At 31.3% G+C, this 21,134-nt stretch carries 19 protein-coding genes; 14 read left to right on the forward strand and 5 right to left on the reverse strand.

The window, feature by feature from the left end; translation table 11 throughout:
* The first annotated feature begins 7 nt into the window (after positions 1-7).
* The 11 genes from DFR66_RS09515 (at position 8) to DFR66_RS09565 (ending at position 12,505) form a co-directional block, all read left to right on the forward strand.
* A complete protein-coding gene (locus DFR66_RS09515; protein WP_114754606.1) occupies positions 8-958 on the forward strand; it encodes an isopenicillin N synthase family dioxygenase in 951 nt (316 codons plus the stop codon).
* 104 nt (positions 959-1,062) lie between these two features.
* Positions 1,063-1,392 (forward strand): translation initiation factor, encoded by a 330-nt coding sequence (locus DFR66_RS09520; RefSeq protein ID WP_114754632.1) that lies wholly within the window; start codon positions 1,063-1,065, stop codon positions 1,390-1,392.
* A gap of 68 nt (positions 1,393-1,460) precedes the next feature.
* Entirely contained in the window at positions 1,461-2,330 is an 870-nt protein-coding gene (locus DFR66_RS09525) for a nucleoside phosphorylase (protein ID WP_114754607.1), read from the forward strand.
* A 127-nt stretch (positions 2,331-2,457) separates the two neighbouring features.
* The gene (locus tag DFR66_RS09530; RefSeq protein WP_114754608.1) at positions 2,458-2,985 is read left to right on the forward strand and encodes a GNAT family N-acetyltransferase; all 528 of its coding nucleotides are present in this window, start codon (positions 2,458-2,460) and stop codon (positions 2,983-2,985) included.
* A complete protein-coding gene (locus DFR66_RS09535; RefSeq protein WP_114754633.1) occupies positions 2,985-3,836 on the forward strand; it encodes a substrate-binding domain-containing protein in 852 nt (283 codons plus the stop codon). Before DFR66_RS09530 ends, DFR66_RS09535 begins: the two co-directional genes overlap by 1 nt.
* Before the next feature lie 21 nt (positions 3,837-3,857).
* Complete coding sequence (locus DFR66_RS09540) at positions 3,858-4,790, forward strand: transglutaminase (protein ID WP_114754609.1); 933 nt, start codon at positions 3,858-3,860, stop codon at positions 4,788-4,790.
* Between the two features lie 328 nt (positions 4,791-5,118).
* Entirely contained in the window at positions 5,119-5,409 is a 291-nt protein-coding gene (locus DFR66_RS09545; protein WP_114754610.1) for a hypothetical protein, read from the forward strand.
* Positions 5,410-5,838: 429 nt separating this feature from the next.
* Positions 5,839-7,026 (forward strand): PAS domain-containing sensor histidine kinase, encoded by a 1,188-nt coding sequence (locus tag DFR66_RS09550; RefSeq protein WP_114754611.1) that lies wholly within the window; start codon positions 5,839-5,841, stop codon positions 7,024-7,026.
* A 516-nt stretch (positions 7,027-7,542) separates the two neighbouring features.
* A complete protein-coding gene (locus DFR66_RS09555; RefSeq protein WP_114754634.1) occupies positions 7,543-8,967 on the forward strand; it encodes an FAD-dependent oxidoreductase in 1,425 nt (474 codons plus the stop codon).
* 923 nt (positions 8,968-9,890) lie between these two features.
* Positions 9,891-11,534 (forward strand): hypothetical protein, encoded by a 1,644-nt coding sequence (locus tag DFR66_RS09560; RefSeq protein ID WP_114754612.1) that lies wholly within the window; start codon positions 9,891-9,893, stop codon positions 11,532-11,534.
* Complete coding sequence (locus DFR66_RS09565; RefSeq protein WP_146841154.1) at positions 11,528-12,505, forward strand: hypothetical protein; 978 nt, start codon at positions 11,528-11,530, stop codon at positions 12,503-12,505. Before DFR66_RS09560 ends, DFR66_RS09565 begins: the two co-directional genes overlap by 7 nt.
* A 66-nt stretch (positions 12,506-12,571) precedes the next feature.
* On the opposite strand, the gene DFR66_RS09570 is transcribed toward DFR66_RS09565, so the two are convergent.
* The 5 genes from DFR66_RS09570 to DFR66_RS09590 all read right to left on the reverse strand — a co-directional run bounded on the left by DFR66_RS09570 (position 12,572) and on the right by DFR66_RS09590 (position 19,428).
* Positions 12,572-13,426 carry a thiopeptide-type bacteriocin biosynthesis protein gene (locus tag DFR66_RS09570; RefSeq protein ID WP_114754614.1) on the reverse strand — a complete coding sequence of 285 codons (855 nt, stop codon included), beginning with the start codon at positions 13,424-13,426 and terminating at the stop codon, positions 12,572-12,574.
* Positions 13,423-15,636, reverse strand: a complete 2,214-nt coding sequence (locus DFR66_RS09575) for a lantibiotic dehydratase family protein (protein WP_114754615.1) — start codon at positions 15,634-15,636, stop codon at positions 13,423-13,425. The genes DFR66_RS09570 and DFR66_RS09575 overlap by 4 nt, the downstream gene beginning before the upstream one ends.
* Positions 15,636-17,336: a S8 family peptidase gene (locus tag DFR66_RS09580; RefSeq protein WP_114754616.1), complete on the reverse strand. Its 1,701-nt coding sequence runs from the start codon at positions 17,334-17,336 to the stop codon at positions 15,636-15,638. Before DFR66_RS09580 ends, DFR66_RS09575 begins: the two co-directional genes overlap by 1 nt.
* Before the next feature lie 42 nt (positions 17,337-17,378).
* The gene (locus tag DFR66_RS09585; RefSeq protein ID WP_114754617.1) at positions 17,379-17,561 is read right to left on the reverse strand and encodes a hypothetical protein; all 183 of its coding nucleotides are present in this window, start codon (positions 17,559-17,561) and stop codon (positions 17,379-17,381) included.
* A gap of 145 nt (positions 17,562-17,706) precedes the next feature.
* Positions 17,707-19,428: a helix-turn-helix domain-containing protein gene (locus DFR66_RS09590; RefSeq protein ID WP_114754618.1), complete on the reverse strand. Its 1,722-nt coding sequence runs from the start codon at positions 19,426-19,428 to the stop codon at positions 17,707-17,709.
* A 495-nt stretch (positions 19,429-19,923) separates the two neighbouring features.
* Here DFR66_RS09590 and DFR66_RS13970 point away from each other — a divergent pair, with 495 nt between their 5' ends.
* The 3 genes from DFR66_RS13970 to DFR66_RS09600 all read left to right on the forward strand — a co-directional run bounded on the left by DFR66_RS13970 (position 19,924) and on the right by DFR66_RS09600 (position 21,047).
* Entirely contained in the window at positions 19,924-20,100 is a 177-nt protein-coding gene (locus DFR66_RS13970; protein WP_199755507.1) for a hypothetical protein, read from the forward strand.
* A gap of 19 nt (positions 20,101-20,119) precedes the next feature.
* On the forward strand, positions 20,120-20,275 hold the full coding sequence (locus tag DFR66_RS13915) for a hypothetical protein (protein ID WP_158634646.1): 156 nt from the start codon (positions 20,120-20,122) through the stop codon (positions 20,273-20,275).
* Positions 20,276-20,393: 118 nt separating this feature from the next.
* On the forward strand, positions 20,394-21,047 hold the full coding sequence (locus DFR66_RS09600) for a CPBP family glutamic-type intramembrane protease (RefSeq protein ID WP_114754619.1): 654 nt from the start codon (positions 20,394-20,396) through the stop codon (positions 21,045-21,047).
* The last annotated feature ends 87 nt before the right edge of the window (positions 21,048-21,134 follow it).

The raw sequence follows: 21,134 nt of genomic DNA on the forward strand, positions 1-21,134 counted from the left end.
TAAAAGTATGCAAAACATTCCTAGTGTTGACTTGCGTGATTTCCTTTCGGACGACCCGAAACGTAAACAAAAATTTGTAAATGAAATCGGAAGTGCATTTGAAGATATTGGCTTCGTAGCACTCAAAGGGCATTTTTTAAACGACCAGTTGGTTGATGAATTGTATGGTGAAATCAGAAATTTTTTCGCTTTACCTTTAGAAACTAAACACAGTTATGAAATCCCTGGAATAGGCGGACAAAGAGGGTATGTTTCTTTTGGGACAGAACATGCTAAAGGCCGAAAAGAAGGTGATTTGAAGGAATTTTGGCACTTTGGACAATATGTGTCTGAAGATTCAAAATACGCTTCAGAGTATCCAGAAAATGTTGAAGTGAAAGAACTTCCCCGTTTTAATGTTGTAGGTAAAGAAGCCTACCAAATGCTGGAAAAAACAGGAGTTTATGTTTTGAGAGCTTTGGCATTACACCTTGGTTTGGATGAATTTTATTTTGACCAATATGCGAAAGACGGAAATTCAATTTTAAGACCTATTCATTACCCACCAATTACCTCAGAACCAGCAAATGCAATTCGCGCTGCTGCTCACGGTGATATCAATTTGATTACTTTATTGATGGGTGCGCAAGGAAAAGGGTTGCAAGTGCAAAATCATAACGGAGATTGGATTGATGCCATTGCTGAACCGGATGAATTAGTTATAAATGTGGGCGATATGTTGTCGCGTCATACCAATAACAAATTGAAATCTACGATTCATCAAGTGGTAAACCCACCAAGAGAATTATGGGGAACTTCCCGTTATTCTATTCCGTTTTTTATGCATCCTGTGAGCGATATGAAATTAGATTGTCTAGAAAATTGTATTGATGCAGACCATCCAAAACAATTTGAAGACATTACTGCAGGAGCTTATTTATACGAGCGTTTAGTGGATTTAGGTCTTATTAAAAAGTAAACTTAATTTACGTCAAATACTAAAAGACATTAAGTTTATGCTTAATGTCTTTTGTTTTTTACCAATTTAAATCAGTATTATCTGCGTTCAAAATATTTAAAGTTATGGACTTACAAGACCAATTAAAAAATCTTTTTCCTGATCACGAACCATCACCTGAAGAGCCGGTTGAAGAAGTGGTACACAAATTATACGTTCAAAAAGAGCCAATGATTTGTAAATTCGAAAAACGAAAAGGAAAAGCGACTACAATAATAGAAGGCTATGAAGGAAGTGACGAGGATTTTAAAATTCTTGCCAAAGAAATCAAAACCAAATTGAGTGTTGGCGGTACTTTCAAAGATGATTCTATCATTATTCAAGGGGATTATCGTGATAAAATTATGACTATTTTAAAAGAAAAAGGCTTTAAAGTAAAACGTGTTGGAGGCTGATGGTGAACAGTCTCAGTTTTAATATTCAGTTAAGCAACCTGAAACCTTAAACATTAAACAAAAAATAAATGATACAATCATCAGAATTAATATTAAATCCGGACGGTAGCGTATACCATTTAAATTTAAAACCCGAACATATTGCACACGATATCATCTTTGTGGGAGATCAAAATCGTGTAGAGAAAATCACTCAGTTTTTTGACAGCATCGAATTTTCTACCCAAAAAAGAGAATTCAAGACTCAAACTGGAGTTTTCAAAGGGAAACGTATTACGGTAATGTCCACAGGAATTGGTCCTGACAATATTGATATCGTCATCAACGAACTAGATGCTTTAGTTAATATTGATTTAAAAACCCGTCAACCAAAACAACAATTGACTTCATTAAATATCATCCGAATAGGAACTTCGGGGTCTTTGCAAGCGGATATACCAGTAGATAGTTTTGTAATGTCAAAATTTGGGTTAGGGCTAGACAATATGCTTCGCTCCTATTTGATTGATGAAGTTTCAAATTTGGAAATAGAAGATGCTTTTGTAAAACACACTAATTGGGATGCAAGAAAAGGAAAACCATACGTTATAGCTTGTTCAGAAAAATTAGAGAAAATAATTGAGAGCGACAAAATGCATAAAGGAATTACCGCAACTGCAGGTGGTTTTTATGGACCACAAGGTCGTGTTTTACGTTTGAATATTCAAGATGAAGCATTAAATGCTAAAATGGATGATTTTGAATTTGGCGACAACCAAATCACAAACTTAGAGATGGAAACCGCAGCAATTTATGGACTTTCAGCACTTTTAGGACACAATGCATTATCACTTAACGCTATTATTGCCAATCGTGCTTCGGGAAATTTTAGTGAAGATCCGTACAAAGCCGTTGATGAATTGATTGCGTATACATTAGATAAGTTAGCGAATCAATAGTAGAAAATTCATCTTTTTTTGGAGCTATTTCCTGCTGTACACTGCAATCTATTCCGCCGAACCCCGGCGCAATAGGATTTACGTTACCATCAGGGCTAAATCGGGAACCATTAAATTTTAGTAAAACATGAATCTTATTTTAGAAACCGGCAGATTAATTTTAAGAGAAATGAAAATTTCTGATGCCGAAGCTTTATTTGAAATGGATAGCAATCCTAAAGTTCATCAATATCTTTGGAACAAACCATTAACGGATATTAGCGAAGTACATGCGTATATCAAATCTGTTAGAGAGCAGTATGTTCAAAATAAAATTGGACGATTTGTTGTTATTTTGAAAGAAACTAATGAATTAATTGGTTGGGCTGGATTAAAATACAACACCGAAATGGTCAATAATAAAATTAATTTCTACGATATTGGCTATCGGTTGAACGAGAAATTCTGGGGAAAAGGATATGCTAGTGAAGCTAGTTTTGCATGGCTGGATTATGGTTTTAATGTAATGAAAGTTGAAATAATGGAAGCCGCAGCACACACGGAAAATATCGCTTCAAACAAAATATTACAAAATATTGGACTTAAAATGACCGATACATATTTAGAAAACGATGTATCATGGAATTGGTACGAATTAAAAAATCCCAACTTATAATGACTACAATAAAAATAGCTGGAGTACCAGAACATTTCAACCTTCCTTGGCATTTAGCCATAGAAAATGGTGATTTCGAAAAAGAAAATATAGATTTACAATGGACTGACGTTCCCGAAGGAACCGGAAAAATGTGCCAAATGCTTCGTGCTGGAGAAGCTGATATTGCCGTAATCCTAACCGAAGGTATCGTAAAAGATATCGTTGCAGGAAACCCAAGCAAAATTGTTCAAGTATATGTAGAAAGTCCTTTAATTTGGGGGATTCATGTAGCAGCAAAATCAAATTATAAGACATTAGCTGATTTAGAAAACAAAAAAGTTGCTATTTCCAGATTGGGTTCTGGTTCGCAATTAATGGCATATGTTAATGCGGATAATGAAGGATGGAAAACTGATTCTCTTCAATTTGAGATTGTAAATACTATAGATGGTGCAGTTGAAGCCTTGACAAACGGTACCGCTGATTATTTTATGTGGGAGCGTTTTATGACTAAACCCTTAGTCGATAAAGGAATTTTTAGACGAATTGCAGATTGCCCAACCCCATGGCCTTGCTTTGTTATTGCAGTTAGAGAGGAAGTATTGAAAAATGATTCAGTACTAATTTCGAAAATTCTAAAAATCATTAATCAAACTACAGAGGATTTTAAAGATATTCCAAGTATTGACAAAACGCTGGCTTTAAACTTCCATCAAAAAGTTGAAGATATTCAAGAATGGCTATCATTAACGCATTGGTCGCAAAAGCCATTATCCGCTAAAATGTTAAACAAAGTTCAAAATCAACTTTTTCAACTTAAAATTATCGATAAAAAAGGTACTTTTGAGGATATTGTAAAAATAGTCTAGAGTACTGTTTTTATTTTTACTATGATAAAAATAAAAGAAATTAATTTTCAGGGTATTAAACAACGATTCCAGGTCAAAAAACCTTGGGATGACGTTATTATTTTTATCCTGAATATATTAATTGCTATTCCATTATTTATTATAGTTCATCAAAATTTAATTAACCCAAACTGGTTTTTAAATATTGACAGAGTCGTTCTTTTTTTAGTGATGATTGTAATTATTCAAATCATCCTTAGATTATTAAGAACAATTATCCTCTTTTGTACTATTCTTTATTTATTGGTTTTGATTTACGGTTCTACTATAGGAAACTATGGTTTTAACAGCGTTTTTGAAGATTATAATTCAATTTTGTATACGATGTCAGATAATCCATATCCACAAGATATCATCATTGCAAAACTGCTTCCGTTTCCCAATAAATCAAAAATAATCAATGCTATAGAATATCAAAATCCTAAAATCAGAAATTTTGCTATTATGGCTACTTCTAAACATTTTAAGGATGTTAAAGGATATTCTGATTACAGAACCATCATACAATGTTTTGCCGTTTTTAAGGAAATAAATTATCGATGGAACTATGTAAGCGACCCAAAAGCGCGTGATTATATCGCTACAGCGACAGAATCACTGCTTTATTTATCTGGAGATTGTGATGATCATTCGATACTCATGGCAGCTGCAATCAAGTCTATTGGAGGTACTCCCCGATTAATTCATACCACTGGACATATTTATCCCGAAATACTGATAGGCACTCTAACTGATTTAGAAAAAGTCAATTTTCTGATTAAGAATGTACTATTTGTAAATGAAAGCAATAAACAAAAACTTCATTATCACGTAGACGAGCGCGGACAAATCTGGATGAATCTGGATTATACAGCTAAATACCCTGGTGGGCCTTTTATGTCTGAAGAAATTCTTGGTGCTTTGACACTGGATTGATGAAACTTAAAAAAATACTCCTCAGAATACGAATGCTTATCTAAATTCAAAACGTTTCAGGTTCAAACTATTTTAAGTAATTGAACATTGCCAAAATGGTTATAGATTTATAATGATTAATTAATTTTAACAAGTAAAAACGCACTATTTTAATTATTTTTACAATTTTATATCAATAAGCAAATCACAATTTTAAAAACGACAATTATATTTATATTTATAACTTTTAATGAAACTATATTTTGAATTTAACTAGACCTTACTTTTATTAATAAAGTCTTTAAACCAGTAAATGAAAAAAAAATTAGGAAACAGATAATTTAAAAATATGGATATTAAATCGAATATTTGGAATGTGTTGAGTTGGCTATTTGGGATAGTTGTATTAGCAATTGGATTTCTAAATTCTTTTTGGGGAAATGATTTAGGTTTTGGTATTTTCCTCATTCTACTTTCATTGGTTTATTTCCCACCATCACATTTTACTTTTAAGAAAATAACAGGATTTTCAATTCACCTTGTACTAAAAATTATGTTGGTTATTTTTATTATTTGGGCCGCGTTAGGTGTTGGAGAATTATTCAATAAAATCAAATTAATGATGATAGATTTAGGATAAATTACAAAAATCATAAATATGAGAAATACAAAACTCCATAAACAGTAATGGACTTTATATGATTGATAAACAATGTTTAAGGAATTGTTCTTTAGTGATTAATACATATATAACTGGCTTATTTAAATTTTGAATTATACTTTTTGGGTTTAAAAAAGTTTAAAAGATTATTTTAATTTTAATTACTTTCATAGGACTATTTGAAATGCTGTACCAAGCAGAAATTCGTTCTGCAATATTCTTATTCTTGCTTTTAAAAATAAACAATGACTACAATTTATGTTGTTTATTTTATGAAAAATATATTAAGTCCAACAGGAATAGTAAATGAATTATGCAACATTTAGATAGAATTGTGTAACAAATTTTACAGTTAAAAAAAGATATTTGCGTTTAAAACTTTTATCCCTTATCTTTTAAATCCAAAAAATGTCAACATCACAAACTAAGAAAGTTCTTAAAGAACAATACGTTCCTACAGCAGAATTTTATAGCCAAATAATTGATAGTTTGGAGGAATATTCCATTTTTACAGTTGATACAGATTTAAATATTAACAGTTGGAATTCCGGGGCCACAAATATATTTCAATATGAAACAGATGAAATTATAGGGAAGCCCTTTGAAACCATTTTTACAAAAGAAGATAAAAAAGCTGGAATTCCACAAATCGAAATTGATCTTGCAAGACAAACAGGAAGATCAACGGATATAAGATGGCATGTATGTAGGGACGGAAAAACATTTTTTGCAGACGGATTAGTATTTCCGTTGAAAGACGAGGACGATGATATTATAGGATTTGTTAAAATATTGCGCGATATCACTGCCCAAAAAAAATCAGAAGACGAAATAAAAAAATATGCAAAAGAGCTGGAAGAACTCAATGCACATAAGGAAAATGTACTCGCAATTTTGTCTCATGATTTAAGAAGTCCACTTGCAGGTATTATTCAGGGAGCTCAATACTTAGAAGCTAATTTCGACACGATAAAACCTGCTTTAGCAAAAGAATTGTTGAAAGAATTTCATCTAGCTACGATAAACGAACTCAATATGTTAGATTATCTAGTTGAATGGACAAGGATAAAGTATGCTGCAGAAGCATTTGTTCCCACTAAAATAGAACTAGTGCATTATGTACAAAAAGTTTTTGATTCATTAAAAGAGACCGCATCAATCAATACCATAAATCTTCACAGTGAAATAGAAGAAAATTGCAATGTGTTTGCCGATGAGAAAATGTTGCTTTCTATTTTGCAAAATATAGTTTCGAATGCGATTAAACATTCGCATAACGGAGGCAAAATTACCCTTTCAGCTAAGCAGAGTGATGATATGATGATTATAGTGATCAAAGATTCAGGAAAGGGGATGTCAAAAGAAATAATGGATAAACTTTTTGCTCCGCAAGTTAAATCTCTTTCTAAAGCAGTTGAAGAAAATAAAGGAGCCGGCATTGGATTATTGCTGGTAAAAGGATTTTTAGAAAAAAATAATGGTAAAATATGGGTCGAAAGTGAAGAAGGCAATGGATCTACTTTTTACTTTACCTTACCCATCAATGAACCTGATAATAGTAAAGATATTTTTGAAGAAACAGCGACTGTATTGTAAAACAGTATGAATTCTAATTCCAGAAAATAATACTACATTGTGTTCCTCCACAACTGAAGGAAATAATTCAAAACACTGATAAACTTTATCAATCACTGAGTTGTAAACATATATCATTCCTGGGAATTTTAACGTATCAAAAATCTTATTCAAAGATCTTTTGATGTTTTTTCGCTTTTATAAACCATGCAAAGCTTTTTGCAAACCATTTTTTTAACATTTGCATGAAAATTAAAAAAAATAGCATTTAGCAATCCTTTTTATTCTAATTTGAAAAAAGTAATTTTGTGTTGTTATTCTATTGTCTTAAAATCAGATAAATTTTATAAGCAATAAAAAGCTGAAAATGAATATTTCTTATGTTCGATTTCCTTGAATTACCTATGAACATAATCAATAGTTTAGTTTTTAATACGGCATCAACTTTACCTGCTCCGTTTTTTAGTAAGGATATTATTTGTTGAATTATAATTAACAAGAAGTAAAAAATTGGAAAATAAAAAAGGAAGTTGGACCATGTGCTTAGAGTGTCAAGGACGAGGAAAGAAAAGTCGGGGGCTAACCAAAAAAGCACGACTCCAATACCAGCTGAAATTAGACAACTTTAATAAAACTAATAGCGAAGAAGCTGCTCCAACTCCTCCTAAGGGACACCTTCACTCCTGCTTGAAATGTTCTGGATTAGGTTTAATTCCAGCTATAAATCCTCCAGCAGCTGATACAGAAAACTACCCACACCTTGCTATTATTGGTGGTGGTATTGGCGGAGTAGCTCTGGCTGTAGCTTGTTTGCATCGCGGAATTCCTTTTACCCTTTATGAGCGAGATGATAATTTCGAAGCTAGATCACAAGGATACGGACTTACATTACAACAAGCCAGTAAAGCTATTGAAGGATTGGGTATAATATCATTACAAGAAGGGATAATTTCAACAAGACATTTAGTTCATACTACTGATGGAAAAGTTATTGGCGAATGGGGAATTAGAAAGTGGATTCAATCAGAATCGAAAAATTTTCAAAAACGAACTAATATCCATATCGCTCGACAATCTCTGCGATTATCATTACTGCAACAACTTGGTGGACCTGAAATGATACATTGGGGACACCAATTAGTAAGTTTTAAAGAATGTGAAGACAAAGGTGTCAATCTAAGTTTTAAAGTGAATGGGGAAATCAAGAATACAAAAGCGGATCTCATTGTAGGAGCTGATGGAATTCGCAGTTCAGTGCGCAGATTACTAATTGGTGAAGAAACAACCCCGTTACGTTACCTTGGCTGCATTGTGATATTGGGCATCTGTCCTTTAAAAGCACTCGAAAAACTTAATAGTCCTTTACTGGATTCAGCAACTGTATTTCAAACTGCTAATGGTAACGAACGAATCTATATTATGCCTTATGATTCAGGCTCTGTGATGTGGCAATTGAGCTTCCCAATGTTAGAAGATGATGCCAAGGCGTTAAGTTTGCAAGGTCCTAAAGCACTCAAGGAAGAAGCGCGTAATAGAACTTTGTGGCACAATCCAATCCCTCAGATTTTAGAAGCGACCCTAGAAGCTCAGATTTCTGGTTATCCAGTCTATGACCGGGAATTACTCGAGTCAAAACTGTTAGCAAAAGGACAACAAGTAACGTTGATAGGAGATGCAGCACACCCTATGAGTCCATTCAAAGGACAAGGTGCAAATCAAGCATTGCTAGATGCACTATCATTGGCTCGCGTAATCACAAGAGGTTGTAGGCCTTTGTCTCAATGGAGAAAAGCTGGAATAAGAGAAAGCGTATTAACTGAGTTTGAAACCGAAATGTTAGAACGCAGTGCTACTAAAGTGAATGACTCTGCTGCTGCAGCACAGTTTTTACATTCTGAAATTGTGCTTTATGAAGGTGATGAGCCAAGGGGAAGATGCTTGAAGAGTAATGATAGAGCATAATCCTGTGAATCAACTATTTTATCACTCAAGATTTTAAAAAAGACATAAAAAAACTCCATTATTTCTAATGGAGTTTTCTGTGGGCATTACGGAACTATTTACGAACCATTTCATGCAGGATTTAAAGAAATTGAGGTTGTCGATTTAGTAGAATATTGTACTTAAATTAATTTGATTTAAATCCCATCAATGCTAGTTGTTAAAAAGCTTATTAATTTTTAATCTTAAGTGGACAATTTCAAACCATTTTTTAGTTGACTTGAGAAAATACAGCATGGTGACTATTGAAATATAAATGATATGTCGTAGTTTATTATTTTTAATATTTTATTACAATTCTTTTTAATTATCTATGTCGATATCCCATCATTTTGTAGTACTTACACATATGGTCGTAAATTACCAAATCATACATTCTTTGCTTTGAGATATATTGTCGATTTATCATCATATAAATGTGCTCATTAAAAAATCTAATAGTGGGTTTTGTAATTTTCCTTTTAATAAATCAGTTCATAGCTTTTTTTAATTTTTCTACTTCAATTTTTCTACGTTAATTTTCCTAAATCAAACCTACTGTATAAAGTCCTTCTTCAAAACGAATTTATTTTTTTTTAATAATAAATTTACAGTACATAATGACTTTATTCTTTTAGTAAACTATTTTTTTATCGAAATTCAAGAATTTCGATACTGAATTCAAGTAATTCGGACACGGAATTCCGCGAATTCAAATAACAACTGTTTGTGTAAGAATTTTTATCGCTCTAGTTTTGGCATTAGAAAAACAAATTGGTTTTTAGTAAGACGTTACTGAAAGTAAATTTGACTTTATAAAAATGCAGTAGCTACTGTTTTAGAAGTATTAAATACTATTATTTTTCAAAAAACATTTTAAAGTATTAAAAAACTAATTTAAAAACATGAAAAAAAAATTATTCAAACCATTTGCATGGCTCACATGTATAACTATCCTAGCTACCAGTTGTAGCAGTGAAGATTTTACAACTCCTCAAGCACAAAATACACTAAAAGCAGAAATCCCTTTTAATTCCATAAAAATGGATGAAAATGGACAGTTAAAAATGAAATTCGCCGAATCGTTAGCAAAAGCATTATTTGCGAACAAAGATTTACGTCGATTGGTTAAAGAAGAAGCTTTAAAACAATTTGATAAAGATTATGATGTAATTTATCAATTGGTGAAAAATAAAAGGATAACACCTACTGATTACACTGGTAAAAACAATGGAAAAACAGATAAAAGTATATTAAGTAAATCATCACAAGCTTCTACTTTTAGAAATGCTATTCTTCCTTTTTTTAAAAATGAAGCAGAGCTGATTGAAATTGAACAGAAAATACCCCTACTAACCATATTTGTTCCAGAATTACCGTTAGGCTACTTTTCCGCTGAAAATTGGGATGTTAACGATGAAACTCAAGTACCTGATGTGGCATTTCGTTTGAATACTACTAATGACATTCCTGTTATTGGTCGAGAAGGAAATAATTACGTAATAGAAGCAGAATTAACGCCTGGATTCCCTATTATTGTAATCAAAGAAAATGAAAGAGTGAGAGTAAAAAAAAATAACAGCAGTGTAGCTATGAACTCAAAACAAGCTTATGTAGGTTTTGAAGACTTTGAATATATTGATGATAATTTTGATCCAAATACTTCGACCAATAATCCCCCAATTGTAAATAATGACGGTATTGACCAATTCTTAATAGACTCCTACAACGTGTGGGAGGAATACGGACCAGGTGGTTGGCAGAGAGATAATATTTATTATGGTTTGACTCCAAGTAAACAGTCAGGGGCTATAAGCGGAGGGAAGTATAGAGAACATATAACTACTTTTAAATTATCTGGTAACGATCCAGCAGTGTCATTTAATAGTATCGCAAATATAGAAGATCCAAAACAAGTCACAGATTACAGATTGGGAGATTCTTCTGGATGGACAGATGGTAATTTTGAATTTTTAATTTACTGCTACTATGGAGCAAAAACTTCTAATTTAGGAGCTTCAGACACAAAAGGATTCTCGGCAAAACCATCAGATTTGTTTGAATTAAAATATGAGACATATAGTAGATTTAACTGGCCTTTCAAAAAAACATATATAAAAACTACCATAATCAGCTCAAAAACAATTAATTTTTTAAATAATAATTTTGGTACATTATTGCAATTTCAAACTTGGGACTTAAATAGATTTGCAAATGAATGGAAATTTTCATTCGAAGAAGTGGATGATCCATTAGAAATTACTGATCAACAAGTTATAAGTCAAAAATTCAATACAAATCTTAATTTAGACACAACATTAGGTGAAATTGTTAAAGTAGGTCTGAAATTTGGTATTTCTTTTGAAGAGTCACAATCAAACACCTATACTATCAAAAAGACGACAAAAAGCAATAATTTATTTGATGTAGTAGTCCCTTTTTACGATAATGTCGTAAACAAAAATCCAAACACAGGACAAATTATACCAAGAGAGTACAATACTGGTAAAGTAGAATTTCAACTAAGACCAATACAAGTACAATGGTAAATATAATAAATACAATCTCTCGAAGTAAATACTTCGAGAGATTTTTAATGAATGTAGCTTCAATACTTCTATTCTTAGTCTTATACTCGTGTGATAAAGACGATATTAAAGCAGAGGCAATTAACAAATCACTTGACATTACAATAGATAATGAAAATTTAAAATTAACAAATAGTTCTATAAGTTCTAATGAAAGTTGTAATGGTGTATTCGCTAGCTGTAAATATGATAGCTCTAATAATTTGGGTTTTAGAATTGAATTCCGACTTACTAAAAATGGAGCTTTAAAAAACATCACACTTTATGACTATCGCAATGAAAATATGCATTTTGAAACAGCCGATTTTAATCCCAAAGGATTAATGACAATTACCAATTTTGAATACGATCAAACAAAAAATTATCTGCATTTTAATTTTAAAGGAGAACTATTGGAGCAATCTTATAGTGACGAATTGGATGTTGATAAAAAAAGAAAACATATAGAAGGTACAATAACCATTCAAGACGTCAGAAACACGGAATGCACTAGTTTTATTTCAGACCTAAATTTTGAAACAAACAATCTAAAATTTTCAACCAATTTATCTTATTCAAGTTTTGATTCAGTATTAAAAAAAGCCCCCTATCAGTTTTATTTCTACTCTGATAATGGAAATTGCACCATTTTTAAATCAAATAAAAATTTATGGAATTTAGACATTGGAACCTACACCTTTAACAAAAACAGTATCGAAAACAGAATAGATTTAGAGCAATACATAGGCATATTTAGAGCAACTCAGTTATTATGGGTCCGACCAATTGATTGGAAAAAATTTCAAACAACAGGCAGTTATACCATTAAAGAACATACAATCATCAACGGAGAAAAAGTCACTAAAGGCGAAATGAATTTGCAAGTTTATGACAATGGGGTACTACTGCACAACATTAACAATGGAAAGTTTGAGGTGATTGGGTTTAAATAAACCTTGCAGCCCTTCACCATTTTGCAATAGTAAAGGGGTTTGCTTTAAACCCCCAATCCATTTATCTTATAATGTTCTTTTAAACACCTGTATTTTATAGTACCGGTATAAATGATCGTAGATGATCAATTCGTATTTTCGTTGTCTGGATGTAAAGTGTCTGTTCACCATCATATGTATATGGCTGCTTAAAAAATCCAAAAGAGGCATCTGTAATTTTACCGGAATACCTACTATAACTGCTGAAACTTCACTTTTTTTATCTTGAATTATCTTGAATATTTGAGGAAATTGATTTTGTGCTTTTCCAGTTAGAAAATCATCTATATCTTGCGATAATGCTCTATACTCTTTATCCAATTCTTTTCTAAGGCTTTTATCCGCATCAAATTCCTTTTTGAAAGCCAGTTGTAATTTATCCATTAAAAATAATTTATCAAAATTACTTAATCCAAATGAATTTAAAAATGTGTCTATGGCAGTAAAACTAAATAAAAGTGGCGCTTCGTTTCTTTCAAATGAGGGCTTTAAAGTTAAATACTGCATTATCATTTCGCTATCATACCAAAACAGTTTTTCTGAATCAATCATTGTTTTTTCACCATATCGTTCAATTTCTCTTTGATATGTATCCGTTTGCACTTTCCAAATGCTATTTTTTTCAAGCAACAGATTTAAAACCGGATACATTCTGGCTATAGCAGTTGATACATTTTCTGGTGTTTTACAGTAAAAACGGATTCTTAGGTGTTCGTCAGGATCTTTATACCTAATAAAAAACCATTTGCAAATTATTTTTTCTTCTTGTAAATCTAAAATAACAGGATATAACTTTTCAAGCAACACAAGATCTGCTGTTTTTACTCCAGTGTATATTTTATAATACAACCACTCACTTCCTATGCAAAAATCCCTTTTCATACTAATTGGTCTTTATAAAAGGATAGTATAAATTGATTGACAAAATTTTCACCATTCGTATTTTTCACGACAGATTCTTCTGTAAATAGAAATTCTTCTAAAGTGATTTTAGCATGATTTGTAACTGATTTTAAAAATAATTGAATCCCGATTTCTTTTTCAAAATCAAGTAATAATGTGTTATCAAAATAGGCCCAATTTACAAGACGAGGAATGCTTCGTTGTTTTCTCCAAATCGAAAAAGCTTCAAATAATTGACTGCCATCCATTTTATAAAAAGACATAATTTCACTTTTATGTACCATCCATTTTGATTTAGAAAGTAGTATTCCGTTATAATCAACCCTTGGAAAAAAATCATAATGCGTTTCTAAAACCCCCCAACTGAAACTATAAATAGGCTTAACACCTTGCGATTGTAAATCGCATAAAAAATGATAAATAGGAAGCGATTTAGTAGCATAATTATGGGCATTGGACAAACAAGGAATAACTTCTTTATTGTGTTTTTTAGATCGCAAAATAATTTTGTTGTTGCGTATCGAAATCATTAAATCATTTAAATCAATTGTGCAGTCTTGACTTACTCCAGAATTAGCTAAGTAGGCAATTTCAAATGCTCTTAAAACAGGTCTTCTTAATATATTACCGGTTCTTGATTCTGGAATATGAACGATTTCAGCTAAGATTTTATCAGAATGATGGGTCGCTTCTTTTGCTACAATTTCATTGGTCAAATTGTAAATGGCATCGTTTCCATTGCAAAAACGCCCTAATAATTTTGCTGCGCTAACATCTCCTGAAGATTCAATTGTTAGAATTTCTTTTTCTTGATGCAATGCAATTTCAATCATTACCGAAAAGGTAGCTGGTGCTTTATTCCAAGTAGGATCAAAATCTGGAAAATCATTTTCAGAAAGAGATACTGCATTTTTGTTTTTCAGGATACATTCCCTTAGTTTTTTTTCCATTATAAAATCATAAAAGGACCACGATTGAATGACTGATTCTTGAACTTTACTTTTAAAAGAAAACTTCTCTAAAATCTCATGCGTATCATTCATTTCAGAATTTTGAAGATACCCAATTCCCGTTTCAGTATCCAAAACAGTTGCCATAGGCATTTCTCTGGATTCATACCTTTGTATGAATGCTTTTATAAAACTTGTTTGGTTTTCAGACTTTTTTTGCTTTTGAATTCCGTTTAAAAAACGAACCGCTTGGAAGACTTTTTTTTGAGAACTAGTACTCAAAGTATTTATGGAAGTGGTCGTATTTAAATCAGTTTGAAAAAGATATTTTTCATCATAATCCACACCTGTTTTCTGAATTAAATCCTTTATAGCTTTATAGTTTTTTTCATAAGGAGCAAGCGTTTGGTCTATAACTAAAAGTTGCTTTTTTATCCTTTGTAAAAGTCTAGTTTCTTCTTTTAAATTTGGAATTTTATCGATGATTGAAAAAACGCGTCCCCATTCATCACTACCCGTTACAGTTGCATCCAATTCACTTATAAGAAACTGAAAATTGATAAGTTGATCTATAAATTTCAAAGCCTCTGCTCTTTCAGATGCATCATCTGCAAGAAGCAGAATCATTTCATCGAGCGTCAACCCTGATGTTGCTCGGAGCACTAAATTATTTAAAAGTTCTGTTTTTCGCAATGCTGAAATGCTGTGCTCTCTTTTTGTTTTCACATAGTTGTATTCGATATATCGGTAAAAATCCCCAAGAGCATAGATGGAATTATTTGGATAATATTTAAGATGGGATGAAACTTCTTCTCGTTTAGGAAAATCTTGTAATAGTGCCACCCAGAATTGCATGTCAAATTGTGTGAAACGGCTGAAATTTTCAGGGGAATTAAGTACAATGTTCGTTTCAGGAGCTATTTTGCCGACTGTACAACCAGCAAATAACCCAAAAGGAGTACAACGAGCTGATATTCGAGCAATATATTTCAGTAAGCTAAGCTTCAAACTATCCCTTTTTTTATCTGATAGACTGGAAGGGTTAGTTTTCCATTTGTCTAAAGCCGTTAACAGTTCTGGTGAAGCCATACGAATGGCTTCTCTAAAATAAGGATTTTCAAGCTGTAACAATAAGGCCTCTTCGGAATACTTATTCAACACATCCCAATAGAAAGACAAAGGAAATAAAGGGGTTCTTAAAACATAATGTGAGAAAGGACGAACTTGATAGTTGTTCATTATCGTTTCTTTTTACTCACTTTTTTAGCGAGTTCCATCGCATCGTAGACATTCAAAACTTTGCCTGATTTAGATAGCTCTGAAAATTTCATTTTTTTACCTTCGCCACCAGGAACCAAAACCTCAATATCATAGGCAGTACCCGATTCTAAAATAATTTGTTTTACCTCCTGAACTGAAAGTTTAGGATAATACGACCAAATCAAAGCGGCTGTTCCCGAAACCATTGGAGCGGCTAATGAGGTTCCCGAATCATATCCATAACTATTTCCTGCCATTGTAGTATAAATTCTATCTCCTGGCGCAAATAAGTCTACATTATTTTTGCCATAATTGGAAAATGAAGCTACCAAAGTACTATCAATTTTAGCGGTAGTGGCTCCTACGCTAATAAAATTACCACATACTTCTTTAGAACTACTTTCATAAGAGATATCAGTTGGATAATAGGGATTCACATCAACATTAAAACTATTATTTCCTGCACTGTGCACCAGTAATACATTATGTTGTTCAGCATATTTAAAAGCTTCCTCCAACCATTGTTTGTGCAATGAGAACTCTTTACCGAAAGACATATTAATAACTTTTGCTCCATTATCAACAGCGTATCGTATTGCCATAGCTATATCTTTATCATGTTCATCTCCAGAAGGAGAAATACTTAATGGCATCAGTTTTATATTATTAGAAATTCCATTAATTCCAATTAAATTTGCTCTATTTGATGCAAGTATACCCGAGACCATGGTACAATGATTATTAATTGTTCTCCCGGCTAAATTAGAACTGATGTTATTGTTTCCATATCCTTTTTCCAAAACATAAGGATTCAAATCAAAAAAAGTTCTTTCATCATAGCTTGCATTTAAATTTCTACTAACTATGGAATCTATTTCTTTTTCCTTAACTTGTATGTCACTCAAATTCTTTTGATTTACTTCGAACTGAGCCATCATAAAATCTACTAAAGCCCCTAAATCCTTATCGTCATCATCTCTCCTTTGCATGTATGTCTTATCATTAATCTTGTATTTCTTATACATACTATCCAATTGCTGATACGAATAATCCTCTTTGGGGAAATATTGTTTTAGACTATCTTTCGCTATTGGAAATTTTACAAGATTATACTTCAGTGATTTCAGCCAATTCGCATAAAATCCTTTTTCTTGTTCAAGCTTTTTTATCGATCTATGATACTCATTATTATAAGGCAGTTCAGTTTTATTTATATTAGAAGTTTTTTTACCATTATATAATTTATCGTAATCTCTGACTATACGAACAAACTCAAAATTTGCCCAAACAGTACTACCCTTTTTTGTACCAATAAAATTCCAACCGTTGATGTCATCTATATAACCGTTTTTATCATCATCGATATTGTTATTAGGAATTTCACCCTTATTTATCCAAAATGTATTCAGTAGTTCTTCATGATTGGTATCGATTTGCGTATCAATAACTGCTACTGTAACACTTCTTTTTTTTGGTTTTTTATTTTCTTTGTACCACTTATTTAAGGATATCCCAGGTATTTGATCAACATTTAAATCTTTATCATACCATATCTTAGGATTAAATTCATTAATCGGATTTAATACTGATAAAACAGGTTGTTGTTCTTTCTGATCAAATTTCTTGGTTTTACAGTTGGTAAAAAAAACTAGGATAAAAAATATAAAAATAAATCGCATAATTTTATTAAATTCAATATTAGTAGGTCTATCATTTATTATCTAGGTGGTGGACTTGCATACTCTAGATGATCCTCCACTTAAAACTTTATCTGTGATAGTGACTGGATCATCTCCAAAAGTATTATCTCCCCCATTGATTAAATGCAAATTATCCAACTTTGCTACTTTCATTTTTTCTAAATTAAACTTCGATAATTTAGCTTTTGGTTTGTCTGTTTTCATTTTTATAAATTTAATAATTATTATTTTTTCCAAATTTATATTGTCTTAATGATTATTCAGAAAAAAAATATTACTTAGTTATCGAAATTCCGTGAATTCCGATACTGTATAAAAACACACGCTACTGTAATAAAACAACTTAACTCTATTTCAAATTTTCTAACTCTTTTATAAAATATGTAGGCTTTATCTTGTGCTTTTTATAAAAAGCAGATGAAAATGACTCTGCACTGTTAAATCCAAACTCATTGGCCAAAGCTTGCATAGTAAAATTACGTAGTTTTGGTTGTACTTGTAATTGAGTGATGGCATACTCGACTCTAAGATCATTAATGTAGCTAACAAATGTTTTTCCTTTGTTTTCATTAATTACTTTAGACAAATATTTAGTATTTGTATTCAATTTCACGGCTGTCTTTTGTATTGTGATTGTCTTTTCTAAAAAAGCATCTTCTTTTTCAAATAAAGCTAGCTTTTCAAGCAATTGCTTTACAATTTCTGATGGAATCCGTGATTGTTCTTCCGCAATAATCTCTTTTGCGATTATTTTAATATCGTCATTTTTTGGATTGTTAATACTCTCAATCGGTGCAGGACGCAGAATAGCATAAAATCGTTTTCGGTATTGTTTTTTTAGATAATACTGGTAGTATCCAAAACTACCGATGGCAATTACTAATAGAACCAAAACCAAAATACCAACATAAGAAGTAGTTTGCTTTTTTTTCAAAGACTGAATCAGATTTTCTTTCTCAGCAAATAAATGAGGAGTATCATATTCTTTTAATAAAACCTTATTTAAATGTTTGTAGTTTCTTTGCAACACACTATCAATACTCATAAACTTAGTAATGTATTGTAGTTGTTTTTCTTTATCACCTGTCTTTTTATAATAATCAATCAAATAAGAATACCCACTGACAAACTCAGGTGTAATTCTTTTTCTAATTTTATATATTGAATCCACTTTTATAAAATTTTGAACAGCTTTTGATTTATTACCTAAACCGACGTGGGCTTTGCCTGAATAGTAATAAGAAGCTAAAACATTTCCTGTATTTTTAATTTTAATTAAATCTGGTAGAGCCTTGTTAATGCTGTCTAAAGCAACAGAGTAATTTCTTTTATCCACCTGATTGGCACCCTCATTCAAAGTAAACAAAAGTTGGTATTCTTTATTCTTTGTAATTGAAGCTTCTTTATACCCTAAAGTGTTATAAAAAGTAGTAGAATCTGATTTTTTTAAAGCCTTATAGCAATCCGCTAATCCAAAGATTATGTTTTGATAATCCCCTGAATAATAATCCCCTCGATAATCTTTAGAGCGATAATAGTTAAAACATTCTTGGTACAGTTTTAAAGCTTCGCTAACCTCACCCAATTCCTCAGATTTTGTCGTTCCAATAGCGTTTCGCACCACATAATAATAATCAATGTTTGTTTTTAAAGCCGCTTGTTCTGCTAAATTGAAATTACGTAAAGCTTGATCGAACTTTCTTTGTTTCACCAATAAGTCTGCTTTTTCGCAATAAGCAGCCGCTGGAAAAAATTTATTTGGTTCTATTTTGGAGTATTTAATAACACTATCTAAATACTGAATTGCTTTGAGTGGCTGATCTGTATAATAAAGAATAGCAAGTAAATAATACCCTCTTGCTTTTCGGATCGATTTCTTATCCTTTTGAGCTTTCTTGATATACACATTTGCCCAAGCTAATTGCTTTTGATAATTACCTTCTTCCTTAAAGTAATTATTATCTATGCTATCGTAAGATAAAGAAGAATGTTTAGTAATAGGAGATTGCGACCATAAAAAAAGAGGAAATAGTACTAAAAAAACCGTTTTAATCGGTTGTAGGTAAATCATTGTAGTAGGGTTTTTACAAAAATACAGTAACTTATTCAAAAGTATATCAAAAAACCCGCTATTTCTAAACGTATTTAAATTTCTGTTAATCAATGATTTAAAATAATAAGTTATCGAAATTCCTGGATTTCGATACGAAATTCACGGAATTCCGATAACTACAGTTTGCGTAGAACCCCTTCCTATCCTAGTTTTGGCTTCAGAAAAATGACAAAGTTTCTTAGTAAGACGTTGCTGTAAAAACAGAATCATTTTCTAAATTATAATCAGGCCGATTGTAAGGGAATAATACAGCTGTTCTGTAACCCTATAAAAAACAAAGCATAGGATTTTCGATAAAGCTAATTTGTAATCCTTAAAAAACAAAGCAAACGTAATATACAGCTGACGGAATAAAGAATTTAAATAAAAAAGAAAGTTCTCGAGAAACTCCTTTTGTTAAAAAAAGAAATGTTTAATCTTGCCTGTCTGAGACAGGTTAAAAAACTAGAAATTATGAATTTACAAAATTTGAATTTAGTAGAGCTGAATGCTCAGGAAGTACAAGAAGTTGATGGCGGCGGCTGGATTGCTGATCTAGAACAAGCTGTAATAGACTTAGATAAAAATTGGGATAATCTCAAAAAAAGATTTATGAACGGATACAATTCTTATGGTAACTGTGGTTGTTAAAAAATAATAAATAAAAACTATGAAAAATCTTATAGAGTTAACGCATATTGAAATGATCACTATCAATGGTGGCGGTTTAGTTGAAGATATTGGATACGCTGCTCATGCTGTTGGATGTGCTGTCAAAAAAGCATATAATACGGTTGTAGACACAGTATCTGGTTGGTTTGATTAAATAATAAGCATTACTAAAATTATGGCTGCGTCAATTAAGCTGAACGCAGTCTATTTTGTAATGAAATTTACTGACCACTATTAACAATTTAATTTTTTTTTAATAATAATCCCTAATTATGCAAATATTTTGCAATAAATTTCAAGAAAAAGACTTTGCTTTCGATTTTATATACCTTTTTTTAATTGTTATTATATTAAATATATCTTTTTTAATTTCAACGTATCTGATATTTAATAAACCAGTATTTGATACAGGTGATTTAAAAATTCTAAGAACACCTGAAAAACTACTCATATTTATTATAATAATTCCCATTATTGAAGAATTTTCGATGAGAGGTTTGTTTGTTATAAATAATAAATTAAATATTATTTTATGGACAGTCTGTTTAATTGTAATTTTATTTACCTTTATTTCAAAACTTTGGGTTTTAATACCAATAACATTAGGTATAGTTGCTTTAAGTCTATTATTATTATTTAATTTTGAATTTAGGCAAGCTTTCAATCATTTCATATCAAATTATTTCTTACTGTTTTTATTTTTGACTTCTGTTGTTTTTGGATTATTACATTTATCAAATTATCAAACACTAGATACGCATACGGTATTAAAAATTTTGCCTAGAATATTAGGGGGATTTTACCTTGGCTATATTGCCAATAAGTATGGCATTAAGTATTCAATTCTAATGCATTGCGTAAATAATATATTTCCTTTTTTAATGGTAATTTTTTACCAATATTTCGTAAATAAAATAATTATTTGACAAGCATTATGCGCACGAATTTTTCATATGGATTGTTAATATTTAGTTTTATAGATGTTATCGATTTTTAATCGCAATTGTATTTAT

The sequence above is a fragment of the Flavobacterium glaciei genome, assembly GCF_003350545.1.
Lineage (GTDB): Bacteria > Bacteroidota > Bacteroidia > Flavobacteriales > Flavobacteriaceae > Flavobacterium > Flavobacterium glaciei.

Excerpts from the sequence above, each read along its gene's own strand:
- DFR66_RS09515 (WP_114754606.1), top strand. The coding sequence starts at position 8 with ATGCAAAACATTCCTAGTGTTGACTTGCGTGATTTCCTTTCGGACGAC.
- DFR66_RS09520 (WP_114754632.1), top strand. The coding sequence starts at position 1,063 with ATGGACTTACAAGACCAATTAAAAAATCTTTTTCCTGATCACGAACCA.
- DFR66_RS09525 (WP_114754607.1), top strand. The coding sequence starts at position 1,461 with ATGATACAATCATCAGAATTAATATTAAATCCGGACGGTAGCGTATAC.
- DFR66_RS09530 (WP_114754608.1), top strand. The coding sequence starts at position 2,458 with ATGAATCTTATTTTAGAAACCGGCAGATTAATTTTAAGAGAAATGAAA.
- DFR66_RS09535 (WP_114754633.1), top strand. The coding sequence starts at position 2,985 with ATGACTACAATAAAAATAGCTGGAGTACCAGAACATTTCAACCTTCCT.
- DFR66_RS09540 (WP_114754609.1), top strand. The coding sequence starts at position 3,858 with ATGATAAAAATAAAAGAAATTAATTTTCAGGGTATTAAACAACGATTC.
- DFR66_RS09545 (WP_114754610.1), top strand. The coding sequence starts at position 5,119 with ATGGATATTAAATCGAATATTTGGAATGTGTTGAGTTGGCTATTTGGG.
- DFR66_RS09550 (WP_114754611.1), top strand. The coding sequence starts at position 5,839 with ATGTCAACATCACAAACTAAGAAAGTTCTTAAAGAACAATACGTTCCT.
- DFR66_RS09555 (WP_114754634.1), top strand. The coding sequence starts at position 7,543 with ATGTGCTTAGAGTGTCAAGGACGAGGAAAGAAAAGTCGGGGGCTAACC.
- DFR66_RS09560 (WP_114754612.1), top strand. The coding sequence starts at position 9,891 with ATGAAAAAAAAATTATTCAAACCATTTGCATGGCTCACATGTATAACT.
- DFR66_RS09565 (WP_146841154.1), top strand. The coding sequence starts at position 11,528 with ATGGTAAATATAATAAATACAATCTCTCGAAGTAAATACTTCGAGAGA.
- DFR66_RS09570 (WP_114754614.1), bottom strand. The coding sequence starts at position 13,426 with ATGAAAAGGGATTTTTGCATAGGAAGTGAGTGGTTGTATTATAAAATA.
- DFR66_RS09575 (WP_114754615.1), bottom strand. The coding sequence starts at position 15,636 with ATGAACAACTATCAAGTTCGTCCTTTCTCACATTATGTTTTAAGAACC.
- DFR66_RS09580 (WP_114754616.1), bottom strand. The coding sequence starts at position 17,336 with ATGCGATTTATTTTTATATTTTTTATCCTAGTTTTTTTTACCAACTGT.
- DFR66_RS09585 (WP_114754617.1), bottom strand. The coding sequence starts at position 17,561 with ATGAAAACAGACAAACCAAAAGCTAAATTATCGAAGTTTAATTTAGAA.
- DFR66_RS09590 (WP_114754618.1), bottom strand. The coding sequence starts at position 19,428 with ATGATTTACCTACAACCGATTAAAACGGTTTTTTTAGTACTATTTCCT.
- DFR66_RS13970 (WP_199755507.1), top strand. The coding sequence starts at position 19,924 with ATGAATTTACAAAATTTGAATTTAGTAGAGCTGAATGCTCAGGAAGTA.
- DFR66_RS13915 (WP_158634646.1), top strand. The coding sequence starts at position 20,120 with ATGAAAAATCTTATAGAGTTAACGCATATTGAAATGATCACTATCAAT.
- DFR66_RS09600 (WP_114754619.1), top strand. The coding sequence starts at position 20,394 with ATGCAAATATTTTGCAATAAATTTCAAGAAAAAGACTTTGCTTTCGAT.